The sequence below is a fragment of the Microseira wollei NIES-4236 genome, assembly GCF_020521235.1.
In the GTDB taxonomy this organism is placed as follows: domain Bacteria; phylum Cyanobacteriota; class Cyanobacteriia; order Cyanobacteriales; family Aerosakkonemataceae; genus Microseira; species Microseira wollei.
Window position 1 is genome coordinate 19,047 of record NZ_BLAY01000063.1, and the last position, 15,624, is coordinate 34,670.

General features: G+C 46.7%; 9 protein-coding genes. All 9 read right to left on the bottom strand.

Translation table 11 applies throughout. The features are described 5' to 3' along the window. Nucleotides 1–229: 229 nt before the first annotated feature. The gene (locus MiSe_RS20855; protein WP_226584557.1) at nt 230–3,667 is read right to left on the bottom strand and encodes a PAS domain S-box protein; all 3,438 of its coding nucleotides are present in this window, start codon (nt 3,665–3,667) and stop codon (nt 230–232) included. Between the two features lie 7 nt (nt 3,668–3,674). Continuing rightward, nucleotides 3,675–4,016: a slr1659 superfamily regulator gene (locus MiSe_RS20860; RefSeq protein ID WP_226584560.1), complete on the bottom strand. Its 342-nt coding sequence runs from the start codon at nt 4,014–4,016 to the stop codon at nt 3,675–3,677. Nucleotides 4,017–4,579: 563 nt separating this feature from the next. Beyond that, complete coding sequence (locus tag MiSe_RS20865) at nt 4,580–5,662, bottom strand: ATP-dependent 6-phosphofructokinase (protein WP_226584562.1); 1,083 nt, start codon at nt 5,660–5,662, stop codon at nt 4,580–4,582. Between the two features lie 289 nt (nt 5,663–5,951). Beyond that, on the bottom strand, nt 5,952–6,968 hold the full coding sequence (locus MiSe_RS20870) for a dihydroorotate dehydrogenase-like protein (RefSeq protein WP_226584565.1): 1,017 nt from the start codon (nt 6,966–6,968) through the stop codon (nt 5,952–5,954). A gap of 23 nt (nt 6,969–6,991) precedes the next feature. Further along, on the bottom strand, nt 6,992–9,571 hold the full coding sequence (locus MiSe_RS20875; RefSeq protein WP_226584568.1) for a cation-translocating P-type ATPase: 2,580 nt from the start codon (nt 9,569–9,571) through the stop codon (nt 6,992–6,994). Nucleotides 9,572–9,645: 74 nt separating this feature from the next. Then, nucleotides 9,646–10,332, bottom strand: a complete 687-nt coding sequence (locus MiSe_RS20880; protein ID WP_226584570.1) for a hypothetical protein — start codon at nt 10,330–10,332, stop codon at nt 9,646–9,648. Between the two features lie 123 nt (nt 10,333–10,455). Beyond that, nucleotides 10,456–11,055, bottom strand: a complete 600-nt coding sequence (locus tag MiSe_RS20885) for a flavodoxin family protein (protein ID WP_226584571.1) — start codon at nt 11,053–11,055, stop codon at nt 10,456–10,458. A gap of 135 nt (nt 11,056–11,190) precedes the next feature. Continuing rightward, complete coding sequence (locus tag MiSe_RS20890) at nt 11,191–11,811, bottom strand: 4Fe-4S single cluster domain-containing protein (RefSeq protein WP_226584573.1); 621 nt, start codon at nt 11,809–11,811, stop codon at nt 11,191–11,193. A gap of 85 nt (nt 11,812–11,896) precedes the next feature. Beyond that, complete coding sequence (nifJ, locus tag MiSe_RS20895) at nt 11,897–15,580, bottom strand: pyruvate:ferredoxin (flavodoxin) oxidoreductase (protein ID WP_226584575.1); 3,684 nt, start codon at nt 15,578–15,580, stop codon at nt 11,897–11,899. Nucleotides 15,581–15,624: the final 44 nt, after the last annotated feature.

The window sequence follows — 15,624 nt, forward strand, 5'->3', positions numbered from 1 at the left end:
ATTGCTCGCTTTTCAATTGCCTCCAGAGCAGCCATTAGCGATTAGCTATTAGCAGTTACACAACCGTTGCAAGAGGACATGATATTACGCAACATCTCTATATGTATGGTGCCTTAACGCAGTGTAATATCGTTGACCGTTGCATCGGAATTACGACCTGTAGGGGCAAGCGAGCAATTAGCAATTAGCAATTAGCAATTAGCAATTAGCCATTAGCAATTACCTAATTTTATTGCGATTTAACCGCCAAGTTTTTAGTCAATTGGATAATTTTTTTAAACTGGAAGTTTTCGATTAAATCCGTCAGAGCATTTGCTAAAGCTGCCTGTTCGGCTGGAATTTCCTCAATCAACTCCAAAATAACATCGTCGCAGCATTCAGATGCAGCCTCATAAACTTTTTTTACCCATGCGGGTGGCATTTGAGATAAGCGACGCTGATAATCGGCTTCGGATAAAAATTTGCCTACTTTCTTAGTTTGAGCTTCTGTGCCGCTGGTTTCTTGTTCGTAATCATATTTAACGTTGAGATATTGTCTAATTTTTTCAAGGAAGATTTCCGTTTGCAGTGGCTTGCGAATAAAATCATCGCACCCCGCTAATAAAATTTTTTGTCGCTGTTCTTCAAAAGCACTAGCCGTTAAAGCAAAAATTATAGTTTTGCTAATTGGTAATTGGTCAAGTGTAATTGACGAGCCTTCCCGTCGTTTTTGCTCCTGGGTTCTAATTTGTCTAGTTGCTTCGTAACCATCTATTACCGGCATCCGTATATCCATTAAGATTAAATGAGGTTGCCAATTTTCCCAGGTTTCTATTGCCTCTTGACCGTTTTCGGCTTCGCACACAGAAAAGCCGATTGATGTTAGTAATTTTACTAACAAAATCCGGCTTTCCCAAACATCATCAACGACTAAAATGCGATATTCTGGTTGGTTGTTGGATAAACGAAGGACTTTTTGTTGTGACCTATTTGTTTGAACAAGCGCCGTGTCAGCTAAACTGATTTTAATATCAAAGGCGAATAAGCTTCCTTTGCCTGGGGTACTGCTGACTATAATGTTTCCCCCCATTAAGTGTATGTATTTTTGGCTAATTGGTAAACCTAAACCCGTTCCTTGCCCAGATTTTCTCCCCGTTGCTGTTTGTCCGAAGGGTTCAAATAACAGGTGAATTTCTTCAGCAGCAATGCCGGAGCCAGTGTCTTCAACTTCAAAACATAAGCGGTAATTGGTAATGGCGTTCCCTGGATCTGCCTCGTTCCCAGGCTCTGCCTCGTTCCCAGGCACTGCCTGGGAACGAGGGTCATGGGTAATTTGTCCATTTTCGTTGCCTGACTCTGCCTCGTTCCCAACCAGATCCAGGGAACGAGGGTCATGGGTAATGGGTGAATTTGAATTTACATTCTCACCTGCTCCCTGGCTCACCTGCTCAGATTTGACGCGCAATGTCACGCCGCCATAAGATGTAAATTTGATGGCATTTCCCAGAAGGTTGAGCAAAACTTGACGTAATTTTCCTTCATCAGTTCGCACGTATTGAGGAATGTTGGAGCTATATTCAAAAAGCAGTTGCAAGCCTTTGTCATCAGTTCTTAGTTGCAACATTTTATATAAATTATCTAGCAGTTGGAACAAGTCAAAACTGCTTTCATTGAAGGTGACTCGGCCTGCTTCGATTTTGGAAACTTCTAAAATATCGTCGATTAATCCAAGTAAATGTTCGCCAGCGCGATTGATAATAGCTAAGTTTTTCTGATTTTCTAAAGATAGAGATTTATCCCGATTCATTATTTGGCTAAAGCCGAGAATGGCATTGAGCGGGGTTCTCAATTCGTGACTCATATTGGCGAGAAATTCGCTTTTAGAACGATTGGCGGTATCGGCGGCTAATACAGCTTGTTGTAAGGCTTCTGATTGCTGTCTGGTTTTGGCGAGTAATTCTGCCTGCTGCAAAGCCACTCCTAGTTGATTGCCGAAGTGGACGACCACATTAATTTCTGTTTCTTTCCATTGACGGGGCTTTTGATTTTGATAAGTTGCGAGCAATCCCCAAAGTTTATCGCCACAAAAGATGGGAACCGTGATGTAGGATCTGGCTTGCAATCGCTCTAAAAGTTTGAGATAACAAGCATTGAATCCTGCTTGATAAATATCTGGAACTGCGAGGTAATGAATTCCTTGACTGTAGACGCCTCCTTGGGTTTGTTGCAAATAAGTATCGTGGAGCGAATTCGTATTACTTAAGTTTTTGACAACACAATCTTTGTGTGATATAGCATTATTTAAGCTCGCCCGGTCAGAGCGCTGCAACAGCGAAGGCCATTTCTGACTAACCGACTCGGCGACAAACTCACCGCTCCAGTCTGGATTGAATCGATAGAGTAAGACGCGATCGCATTTAATCGCTTGACGCAATTCTTCTGTTGTGGTGGCAAATATCGTTTCGATGTCCAAGGTTTGGCGCATTTTTTCGATCGCGGTGGAAAGCGCTTTTTCCCGTTGCAGGCTTTCTTGCAAAGCTTCCTCTGCGTGTTTGCGCTTGGTGATATCGATCAAGCAACCAATACACTCAATCGGTAACCCATCAGCGTCGCGGATTAACCTAATGCGATCGCACATCCAGCGGTAAGTTCCGTTTTGGTGTCGAAATCGATATTCGCAGGTGTGTAAGCCTTCTGAAAATAGGTACGTTGTTAATTCTTCTAAAACGCGCTCCACATCTTCCGGGTGAATCTGGCGATACCAGAAGCCAGAATCTGCGATCAATTCTGGCGCCTCGTAACCCACCAATTGGCTGACATTCTGGCTGATAAAAGTCATGCCGAAATCTGCGGTCGCTTTGCAGCTATAAATCACCGCCGCACTCGATGAGAGGAGATATTCGAGTCGTTCGGTAGCAGAACGCAACTCGGCGGTGCGGTGTTCTACCTGGCGTTCTAATTCCTGGGTGTATCCGGTGAGAATTTCTTGTGCTTGCTTGCGATCGCTGATATCGTATAACGTCGTTAACAGCGTATGGCGCCCATCGAGGGGCAATGGATGAATCGAAGCCGATACCCAGATTTTCCTACCCGAAGCGCAATTTATCTGAAGTTCGTAGTCTCGCACGTATCCCTGCTGTTCTAACAGGCGCAACAAGTTCTCCTCTTCGGCGGGATTGGCGTAGAATTCTCGCAGATAGTGACCAAGTATCCCACTGGCTTCAATGCCGAGTTGCTGGCTCGCGGTTGAGTTGGCGTAGGTTATAACACCATCTTGCCGTTGTGTCAAGAACATCAGCACCGGAGTAGATTCGGCGATCGCTCGCAGCAAGTCCTCGCTCTGGCGCACCGACTCCACTGCCTGGGTGTAAAGCTCGTACTCGATAAAATCGCCGTGCTGGGTGGTCGTTTGCAAGATTAGTTCCAAGTCTGCCTTGTCTCTGGAAACAGTTTCCAGAATCTGCTGCAACGCTGCCTGAGCTAGCTGGCGTTGGGCGATTTCTGCGCGCAGTTTCTCGTTGGCGTCGAACAACTGCGCTTCAATCGCATCTCCATGTTCTGCGGTGGTCAACAGCGTCATCTGAAGATCGCTGTTTTCCCGCAAGAAGCGCGCATTTTCCAGTCGCAGACGCGCGATCTCTGCTAGAAGTTGTTGCCGCTCATCGGTGTTGAAGTTAGTGTCCGCCATGCTTTAATTATGCAAACTCTAACTGCAAACTCGGCATTAGTCGCTGTAGATTCCTGAGACTTCGCATCTGCCAAGCAATTCTGCTCGCTCCTAGCAAGGTCAGCTGCACGTTCGGTTTCTGACGCATTTGGATCGCAAACATCGACAGCATACTGATACCGGAACTGTTGAGAAATTCTAGTTGCCGCAGATCCAGGGTAAACCCTGAGGTCTGTTCCGCAGTCTTATTCAGCAGATATATGACTTGCTGGTATTCTTCTATACCGTTTAACCGCAACATCCCTAGAAAGAAAACGGTTGCAGTTTCTGGATCGTAGTAGATGCTGTATTCGTCGGTTTTGATCTCCACAAGTTAATCCCCCCAGTAATATGGTATGTCTAGAGTCGCACATACCAGATAGAAAGGGTACAGCTATCAATCAAACAGTGGACAAAACTGGACAACTAGCGCATCCACCCGACAGATAGCCAGCCTGAGCGAAAGCTACGTTTTGAGGGTCATGACACCAAAAGGTGCTTTCGGTGCTTGTAGCTTTTGTGGGTTAACCGCATAAGCTGTTAGAGGATGTCACGAAACCTGCTATGTCCACATCTGAAACTTTTTTGAGTTCGTCTTCCTTGGGTAAAATCATTTGTTGCAGGCGGTGCGAGGGTTATCAAATCTACTCCAAGATCATACGCTCTTTGATGCCAGAAACCCGGTTTTTTTACTAAAAAAACCGGGTTTCTTAAACGTTTCAATTAAATATATTACGCAAACAAACCACAAAATCCGGATAAAATAGCAATAGACTTCTGGCAAAAGTCGCTTTTCCACCAACTTATGAGCGGGCTTTTCGGCCCACCCCACAAGGCAAAAAAACTCTTGTGGGGTGGGCCGAAAAGCCTGCCCCAGGTATTGTTGCCAGAGGTCTATTGAGTATCGCCCAAATAGACACCCAAAGCGCGAGCAGTTTGAACTAAATACCCGTTAGGATCTACACCTGTCGGACTTTGGCGCAATACTTCTTCGATCGGCATTGGCACGACTTGTCCATTTTGCCAAGTAACAATGCAGTTGTATTTTTCTTGCGCCACCATGTCCACGGCAACTTTGCCAAAAGCTGTCGCCAACAAGCGGTCTAAAGCAGAGGGAAGACCGCCCCGTTGAATATGCCCCAAAACGGAAGTTCGCACGTCAATTTGATTGTTAGTGCAGCGAATAATTTGATCGGCGATATATTGTCCCATGCCGCAGTTTGGCTTTTGATTGGGTTGGCAAACGTTTTCGCAATCCTTGGTATCGGTTGCTACTTTAGCGCCTTCCGCAACGACAAGGATTGCAAAACGGTGTCCCCAGCGATTGCGCAATTCTGCCAAATGGTTGCAAATCCCTTGAATCGAATAGGGAATTTCGGGAATGATAATACAATCTGCACCCCCCGCAATGCCAGAATGAAGCGCCAAATGTCCCGCCTTGCGTCCCATCACTTCTACAATCATCACGCGATCGTGACTGGCAGCGGTATAAATTAGGCGGTTAAGCGCATCAACAACCGTATTTACCGCAGTATCAAACCCGACCGACCAAACCGTTTGCGCCACGTCGTTATCAATTGTCTTGGGAATTCCGACAAAATTCCAATTGCCCTGCAAAGCTAACTCGTGAAGAATCATCAAGCTACCATCGCCACCCACCGCAATCAGGGCATCTAATCCTAACTTCTCGTAACTAGCAAGAATTTGGCTCGCTTGCGCTAAGGTATCTCCTTTATTGATACTGCCCAAAATAGTGCCGCCCAGACTCAGCAAAGGATCGATACCGTGCAGATCTAAACCGTGGCAATTCAACAGCATCGTCTTGCCTTCGAGGAGTCCTTGCGTAGCGTAAGGAATGCCCACAACTTCCCAATCATAGGTCAGCGTCGCGTGTCTAACCACAGCACGAATCACAAAGTTGAGTCCGGGACAGTCCCCGCCGCTAGTGAGAATGCCAATCCGTTTTTGCGGTTTCATATGTTTAGGTGATTGGTGATTGATGATTGGTAATTGGTAATTGGTAATTGGTAATTGCTAATTGCTAATTGCTAATTGCTAATTGCTAATTGCTAATTTCAGAGCCATTTAAAATCTAAAATTAGCCATTAACCATTAGCCATTAGCCATTAGCCATTAACCATTAGCCATTAGCCATTAACCATTAACCATTAGCCATTAACCATTAGCCATTAGCCATTAACCATTAGCCATTAACCATTAGCCATTAGCCATTAGCCATTAGCCATTAACCATTAGCCATTAGCCATTAGCCATTAGCCATTACCGATTCGGGTTTATAACTTTGAATCGATCGCATATACTGCGCCCGTTCAAAAGCACTCTTGTCGGGACAGTTTTGCTGGCTCATGCTACCCTGCATTTGCTTGACAGATTCGTATTCGTGTTTTTCCATCCATTCGCGCATTTCTTGCTCGATAACTCGAATGTGTTCGATACCGTGGCGCAGCAGGACGGAACAAAGCATGGTAACGCTCGCACCCGCCATCAGCATTTTCAGCACATCCGGTGCTTTGTGGATGCCGCTAGTAGCCGCCAAGCTAGCATTAATGCGACCGTAGAGAATTGCAATCCAGCGCATTGGTAGGCGCATTGCTTGCGGAGTACTTAACAAAACATTGGGTTCAACCTCCAGCATTTCTAGATTGATATCTGGTTGATAGAACCGATTAAATAGTACCAGCCCATTCGCCCCAGCTTCTGTCAATCTTTTAGCCATATTTGCCATATTGCTGAAGAAAGGGCTAAGCTTAACCGCCACTGGAATTTTCACCACCGTCTTCACAGCACGAAGGATATCGATATAGTTTTGCTCGACCTCGTAGCCGGTCATTGACATGTCAGTGGGGACGTAATAAATATTTAATTCCAGTGCATCTGCGCCTGCTTGTTCGATTTGTTGGGCGTAGTCGATCCAGCCGCCGACGGTGGAACCGTTGAGGCTAGCAATGATAGGAATACCTACCATTTGTTTAGCCATGCGGATGTGATTCAGGTATTCTTCTACGCCCACGTGAAAGATTTCTGGTTCGGGAAAATAAGTGAGGGCTTCGGCAAAACTTTCGGTGCCGTAAGTTAGATGGTGGTGCAATTCGTAGCGTTCTTGCCGGATTTGTTCCTCAAATAAGGAATGCAAAACAATTGCCCCTGCACCCGCATCTTCCATCCGCTTGACATTAGCGATATTTTCTGTTAATGGTGCTGCGGCGGATGGGACTAGAGGCGATCGCAGCGTCAATCCCATGTAAGTAGTAGTTAAATCCATGCTCGTTTCTCCTTCGTTCTGCATTAACTCGTAAAAACTTGATGTTTTCTGTTCAAAATTTTCAACCTCTCAAACCATAAAATACTGACGATTCCTGCCGCTAAACAGATTGCTAAATCAATCGGATGTAGAAAGGAAAAGCGGTACAAACCGCGCAAGAAAGGCACGTAAAGAATACCGCCGAGAAAAGCGATCGCACCCCCTAACACCCACCACAAGGCCATATTGGGAGAACCCAAAGTATCCCCGATGGTTCTAGACCAAGAGCGATTGGTTAAGATCAAGCCGAGGTTGGCAACAATTAGGGTAGTAAAAGTGAGGGCGCGGGCGTCTAATTCCCCTTGACCGCGATACAAAGCAGTGGCAAAAACCGCCAGCAGCACGAGCAATATTCCCCCACCTTGCAGCAAGCTTAAGCTTAACATCCGCTGGCTAAATAGCGGTTCTTTGGGATTGCGCGGCGGACGGCGCATTGCGTTAGCTTCTTCCGGTTCTGCTTCAAAGACAACCGAACAAGCGGGGTCGATAATTAAGTGCAAAAACGCGATGTGAATTGGCAATAATACCAAAGGCCATTTAAACAATACCGGAATTAGGGACATCCCGGCAATCGGAACGTGAACGGCTAGAGTATAAGCCATCGCTTTTTTAAGATTATCAAAGATGCGGCGACCGAGTTTAACTGCTTGCACAATCGAAGAAAAGTCATCGTCAAGCAATACTAAATCTGCCGCCTCGCGTGCCACATCAGTTCCCCTTCCTCCCATTGCAATGCCGATATGGGCTGATTTTAAAGCGGGTGCGTCGTTGACGCCATCGCCGGTCATGGCGACAATTTCGCCGTTATTTTTAAGGGCGTTAACGATGCGTAACTTTTGTTCCGGTACAACCCGGGCAAAAATATTGATCTGCTTCATCCGCCGCTGTAATTCTGCATCCTCCATTTGGTCTAATTGGGACCCGGTAATGATGCCATCGGTGGACGCGAGACCGATTTGTCTGGCAATATTTTGGGCAGTACCGGGATAGTCGCCAGTAATCATTATTACCTTGATGCCAGCGGTGTAGCATTCTTGAATTGCCTTGGCAACCGTTGGACGGACGGGATCGGCGAGTCCCACCAAACCTAAAAACTCGAAGTCGAAATCGTGCTGTTCGACTGGGAGATCGGTTGGTTGAAAATAGGCTTTAGCGACACCCAGGACGCGCAAACCAGCCTCAGCCATGCCGCTGATTTGTGGCGAAAGTTCCTGGATTTGGTCTGGGGTAAAGTGACACAAAGAAGCGATCGCTTCCGGTGCGCCCTTAGCAGCAATGATATAGTTTATACCATCGGGCGATTGCCAAACGTGGGACATTGCCAGCAAGTTATTCGAGAGGGGATATTCGCGGATCAGCGTCCAGTCGTTATGCAGGTGTTCGGTATTGGCAAGGTAGCGATCGCCGAAATTTTTAAACGCTTTTTCCATCGGATCGAAGGGGTCTTTTTGACTTGCCAAAATGCTGAATTCTACTAACTGGTGGAAGGTTTCCGGCAACTCTTCTTGCTCGTGCAAATTTAGATCGTAAACTTCACCTTGAGCAAACATCTGTCTGACTGACATTTGGTTCAAGGTCAGCGTACCTGTTTTATCCACGCACAATACTGTCGCTGACCCCAAAGTTTCAACCGCTGGCATTCGCCGCGCCAACACTTGTTTTTGCGAAATGCGCCACGCACCCAAAGCCAAAAAGATAGTGACAACCACGGGAAATTCATTCGGCAAAATTGCCATTGCTAAAGCAAGTGCAGCTAAAAATCCGTTTAACCAATCTCCCCGCGTCAGTCCGTAAAGCACCCCGACGAGTATGCAGATAGAAATGGCAATAATTGCCAGCTTACTAACCAGTTGTGTGGTTTCTTTTTGTAATAAAGTGGGTTCCGGTTCTACAGTTTGTAAAGCTTTGCCAATTTTGCCAAGTTCGGTTTTAATTCCAGTTGCTTGTACCTGAGCAATTCCCTGTCCGGTGACGACCAACGTGCCGGAGTAGACAAGCGCCAAATTCTCCCCACCAGGACGAAGAGATTTTAGATGATTGGATTGTTGTTCCCATCCCAAATCGACGGCGACTTTGCGGACGGGTAGGGATTCGCCAGTCAATAAAGATTCATCGACGGTGAGGTTGCTAGAAGATAGGAGAACCGCATCGGCGGGGACGCGATCGCCTTCTGCCAAAATGATAATATCGTCCCGCACAACTTCCCGACCGGCAATGCGTTTTTGTTTGCCATCTCGGATGACTGAAGCGCGAGGACTGGATAAATCTCGCAATGCTTCTAATGCTCTTTCAGTTTTGTGTTCTTGATAAAGGGTGATACCCATGATAAAGAAGACAAAGCCGAGTAAAATCAGCGCGTCCTGTATTTCACCCAAAAACATATAAATCGCGCCGCAAGCAACTAGCAGCAAGAAAATGGGTTCTTGGACGACTTCGGATGCGATCGCCAAAATACCGCGCTGCTTGGTTGAAGGAAGTTCGTTATAACCTTCGTGCTTCAACCTATAAGTCGCTTCTGTTTCAGCAAGTCCGGTAATAGTATTGAGGTCGAATTCGCGAGTCATGATGGGATTTCCTCTCGTGGCATATCGATAGACGCGGCATGGCAGAATTATCCTTCTGAGCGTTTTGATTCATATCAGTCAATAACTCCCCGCACCTTGCCAGCGATTAAAGGAGATAAAGTGAGAACGACTAAACCAATGGGCATTAATCCACCTGCAAGCAAGTTATATTCAGAAGCGATTCGCTCCCAGGAATAGGCAAAAACGAAGCGCCCCAAACCAATCTCGAAGGCAATGGTCAGCAGCAGCCATAATAGTCCAATGGCTAGCAATTGAGAAGCACGAGAAGCATGGAGCGCTCGCACAAAAGCAATAGCGATAATCAACATCAGAATTGACCCGGTGAAAACTGAAATTTGACGCGCCCGGAAATCACCCACATAGGGCGCAAGCCATAGAGTACGAGCAGTCCCATGCAGGATTTCAGCAAACATCAAAACCAGCCAAATAACAATGCCTCTTAGGAACATCATCGCTAGTGTAAGCTCCTTTCTCGCTGTGGCTGAACTCCCGTTCTTTTGAATTATCCACATAATTACTGCTTCCCATCGTCCGTAACGCAAAGAAACAAAGGGCGAGCCAAAAAATCGTTGGTTTGGTTTCGAGAGAGCGACGAAGAAACCGGGTTTCTGGCAACGCCCTTGCGTAAGTTCTGTTTCATAAATCCTCCTTGTAAAAATAGTCAGACATTCAGCGAAAAAGAAATAAAAAATCAGACGTGTTTTTTCTAGCTTCTGACGGGCAGGATGCCCATCCCACAAGAGTTAATTTTTGCTTGTGGGGTAGGCGTCCCGCCTGCCCCAAAATTGAATTAAAATACCTCACACCTGCTCCGAAGATCACCTGCAAAACCTGCCTATTTTCCAGACAATTCTCATCATTAGCTAGCACGCTGGTGAGAGAATTTGGCTGTCAGCGTTTACCCCGGCAATCTCTCGCGCCATTTGTTTGGCAAAAGTTGCTGCTTTTGCGCCCAATTCATCTGGCGTAGTGCAGAAAGGAACGACGTATTTGCCAATCACGTGACAGCGACTATACGCCATCATGCGGTCAAATATCTCTTGAATCAGGTCGGCATTTTGTTCCACTGGTCCGGCGCAAGTCACCAAGAGTGCAGTTTGCTTCCCCGTACCTAGTGTATGGATGATTTGATGATCCTTCGATTTAACCAAACAGTAATGCCGGTCAAGTAAGGCTTTCATTTGAGCCGAAAAAGACCAGGCATATAACGGTGTGGCGTAAACAACAACATCCGCAGTGATTATGCGATTGAGAATCTCTAGCGCATCATCTTTTTGCACGCATCCCGGTTCATCCATGTTTTCCTGGCAAACATTACATCCCAAGCAACCGTTGATCTTGTAGTCTGTAAGGTTAATCCGTTCCACTTGATGCAAGGGAGCGACCAAATCTTCAAACTGTTTCAACACTGTGGCAGTGTTACCATGTTTTTTTGGGCTTCCTAAAATCGTTAATATCTTCATAAACTACGCTCCTTTTATCGGTAATTGCTAATTGCTAATTGCTAATTGCTAAGTTTTTTTATATTACCAATTAGCAATTAACTATTAGCACCATATTTAGTGTCGCTGCGTAAGTCCATATCTCAACTCTCTCGCTCATTCACTTAAACCCATTTGTCCTCGAAAACCAGTAATCAGACGGGTTCCATCTTTGAAAATGTGAATTTCTACTTGGTCGCTTGCCCAGGTGATTTTATCTTCAAAAGCTGGATTCAATACCCGTACCCGCTGATTGCGCGAAGAGACGGGCGAATCGGGAGAATTAATTGCCAAAGATTCCACGTAAGGGCCATCGACTAAAATGTCTAATTGTTCGAGTAATTCTCTTGCTCCTTCGGGTGCATTTTCGCCTTGCAATTCTGGCAAAGTATACCCGCTAAAAGACATGACATTCAGACCCGCTGCTTTTAATTTTTTGGCTAATTGAGCGAGGGCGGTTGCTTGCAGAAAGGGTTCTCCTCCCGAAAAAGTGACGCCTGAGTTGCGGGGATTGCTTAAAATTTGCTCTGCCAGTTCATCCACCGCAATTAATTGGTTAATTTCAAACGACCAAGAAGCGGGATTAAAACATCCGGCACATTCTCGCTTGCAACCTTGTACCCACACCACGGCGCGACACCCTGGACCATTGACTTCTGATTCGTCAACGTAGCCCATAATATTGAGGTAACCGGGGGGAATTTCTACTTCAGATAGCGATGGGGTTGTTGAATTCATTGCTGTTTCTCGTTAATTGCTAATTGCTCATTGCTAATTGCTAATTGGGTTTTTCGATTACCAATTAGCAATTAACTATTAGCTATTACCCTTCAGTCGATTTCACAACTTCCTTGGCTTCTTTTGATTCACCGTTTGATCCATTACCGTTTCCGTGTCCGTTGGAGGGTTTTTCTAACTGCCTTGCAGCTAGATATTGATACATTTGCCAACGGGTATTTACATCTGACTGCGCTGCTTCTAGTAACCGTTTCGCATCCTCTGGTTTGCTGCGCCTTAACATGTTGAAACGGTTCTCGTTGTACATCGATTGTTCGACTGGAAAACGAGGAGAACGGCTATCTAATTGCAGCGGATTTTCTCCTAGTTTGGCGCGGTCTGGATTATACCGATAAAGCAACCAACGACCGGATTCTACTGCTGCTTTTTGTTGTTGCATTCCGGTCATCATGTTGATACCGTGGGCAATGCAATGGGAATAAGCAATAATCAGCGATGGTCCGTCATATGCTTCTGCTTCTAGGAACGCTTTCAAAGTGTGTTCGTCCCTCGCACCCATGGCGACGCTGGCGACGTAAACGTTGCCATATGTCATGGCAATTAAACCCAAATCTTTCTTAGCTGCGGGTTTTCCTCCGGCGGCAAATTTAGCCACTGCTGCCCGTGGAGTAGATTTGGACATTTGTCCGCCGGTATTGGAATAAACTTCGGTATCCAATACGAGGATATTGACGTTACGTCCGCTGGCTAAAACGTGGTCTAAACCGCCGTAACCGATATCATATGCCCAACCGTCACCGCCAATAATCCAGACGCTCTTTTTGACCAGATAATCCGCGAGGGATTTCAGATTTTGGAGTTTGTATTTTAGATTTGGATCTAGTTCGGAATTAAGCAGTTGATCGAGGCGTTGTTTCAACTGGGCAACTCGTTCTCGTTGTTCCCAAATATCTGCTTCGTCTTTTTGTTCGGCGTTTAAGATATCTGTGGCGAGGGATTCGCCGATTTCTGTTGCCAATTGTTTGAGCAATTCGGCAGCAAATTCGGTATGTTTGTCGATCGAGACGCGGAAACCCAATCCGAATTCGGCGTTATCTTCAAATAGACTGTTCGACCAAGCGGGTCCGCGTCCTTCGGCGTTGTGGGTCCAAGGGGTTGTTGGCAGGTTACCGCCGTAGATGGAAGAACACCCGGTGGCGTTGGCGACTAACATGCGATCGCCAAACAATTGACTCACTAATTTCAGATACGGCGTCTCGCCGCATCCCCCACAAGCACCGGAAAATTCAAACAGCGGTTCTTGCATTTGTTGCTGACCAATTTTTGTCAGCTTCAATTCCCGCCGATCCGGATTGGGAAGACTTAAGAAGTAATCCCAATTCTCCCGTTCTTGTTCCCGCAATGGCAATTGCGGTTCCATATTAATCGCCTTCAGTTTCGGTTCCGACTTATTCTTAGCCGGACAAACATCGACGCAGACGCCGCATCCGGTACAATCTTCTGCCGCGACTTGGATGGTGAATTTTAAACCTTTCCAATCGTGGTCTTTCGCGTTATTACTCTTGAAGGTTTCCGGTGCATTTTCCAGTTGTTCTGGTTCGTAAACCTTGCTGCGAATTACACTATGGGGACACACCATGACGCATTTACCGCATTGCACGCAAACATTCGGGTCCCAAACGGGAATTTCTGCGGCAATGTTGCGTTTTTCCCATTTAGTAGTACCGCTGGGGAAAGTCCCATCACAAGGCAATGCGCTAACGGGTAAATCATCCCCTTCCCGCGCAATCATCTTGCCTAAAACTTCGCGCACAAACGCGGGTGCGGTATCGGGAATTGGTGATTGGTAATTGGTAATTGGTAATTGGTTTTGTTCTCCTTTACCAACTTCGTACAGATTTGCCAGGGTTTGATCCACGGCTTTGATATTCATCTGCACGATTTCTTCGCCTTTCTTGCCGTATGTCTTGCGAATCGATTTCTTAATTTGCTCGATCGCTTCTTCTCGCGGCAGCACTCCAGAAACTGCGAAGAAACAAACTTGCATTACCGTGTTAATGCGTCCGCCCATCCCAGCTTCGCGGGCAACTTTAGAGGCGTTGATCCCATAAACTTTCAGTTGCTTCTCGATGATTTGCTCTTGTACCGATTTGGGCAGTTTCTGCCAAACTTCATCGGCAGCGTAAGGAGAATTCAGTAGGAATGTTCCCCCCGGCACGATTTCTTTGAGAATCGGGAATTTTTCCACAAATTCCCATTGGTGACAGGCGACAAAGTTGGCTTTATCCACCAAGTAGGTCGAGCGAATTAATTCCGGCCCAAATCGCAGGTGAGAAACGGTAACCGACCCGGATTTCTTGGAGTCGTAGACAAAGTAACCTTGGGCGTAGTTATCGGTTTCTTCGCCGATAATTTTGATCGAGTTTTTGTTCGCGCCGACGGTGCCATCCGAACCCAAACCGTAGAAAATAGCCCTAACAACGCTATCGGGTTCGATAGAAAATTCGCGGTCGTAGTCTAAGCTGGTGTGGGTAACGTCATCGTTAATCCCCACGGTAAAGTGATTCTTGGGTGCGGCGGCGGCGAGGTTATCAAAAACGGCTTTAACCATTGCCGGGTTAAATTCTTTTGAAGATAACCCGTAACGTCCACCGACGACTTTGGGCAAGTGAAAAGACTGCTCACCTGCTCGTTTGCTCACCTGCTCACCTGCATATTCAAACAGGGCGTTAACTACATCGAGATAAAGGGGTTCGCCTGCACTACCGGGTTCTTTAGTCCGGTCTAAAACGGCGATACTCTTGATAGTTTCTGGCAAAGCTTCTACAAATCGTTTCGCATCAAAGGGACGATACAACCGTACTTTGAGGACGCCGACTTTTTCGCCTTTATTGTTGAGGTAATCTACGGTTTCGTGAACGGTTTCGCAACCGGAACCCATCAATATAATGACTCGTTCTGGTTCTGGATCTCCGTGGTATTCAAATAATTGGTATTGCCGCCCGGTGAGTGTGGCAAATTCATCCATTACTTTTTGAACTATATCCGGACAGGCGAGATAGAAAGGATTGACGGTTTCCCTTGCTTGGAAGTAGACATCCGGGTTTTGTGCCGTGCCGCGAATGACGGGACGATCCGGGGTGAGGGCGCGATCGCGCATCGCCAATACCAATTCTGCCGGTATTTGCGAAGTCAAGTCGTCCGAAGTCAAAATTTCCACTTTCTGCACTTCGTGGGATGTCCTAAACCCATCAAAGAAATGCACGAAAGGAATCCGCGATTCTAAGGAGGCTCGCGTAGCAATTAATGCAAAGTCATGGGCTTCTTGCACGGACGCGGCACACAGCATCGCCCATCCGGTGGCACGCGCTGCCATCACGTCGCTGTGATCGCCGAAAATCGAAAGCCCTTGGGCGGCGAGACTGCGCGCGGCGATGTGGAATACGCAAGGCGTAAGTTCTCCGGCAATTTTATACATGTTTGGGATCATCAACAATAATCCCTGGGACGCCGTGAACGTAGTGGCGAGGGAACCCGTCTGTAGCGCGCCGTGGATTGCACCCGCTACGCCCCCTTCACTCTGCATCTCGATGATCGAGGGAACGGTACCCCAGAGATTCGGTTTGCCTTCAGATGCCCAGGCATCCGCCCATTCGCCCATCGGAGTTGAAGGGGTGATCGGGTAGATTGCGATCGCTTCATTGAGTCGATAAGCGACTTGGGCAACTGCTTCGTTGCCATCTATCGTTGCAAATGTTCTCTTGTTCATCTGAAAATCTCCGTTCGTTTAGGAAACCATGCGGCGAGCGTGCC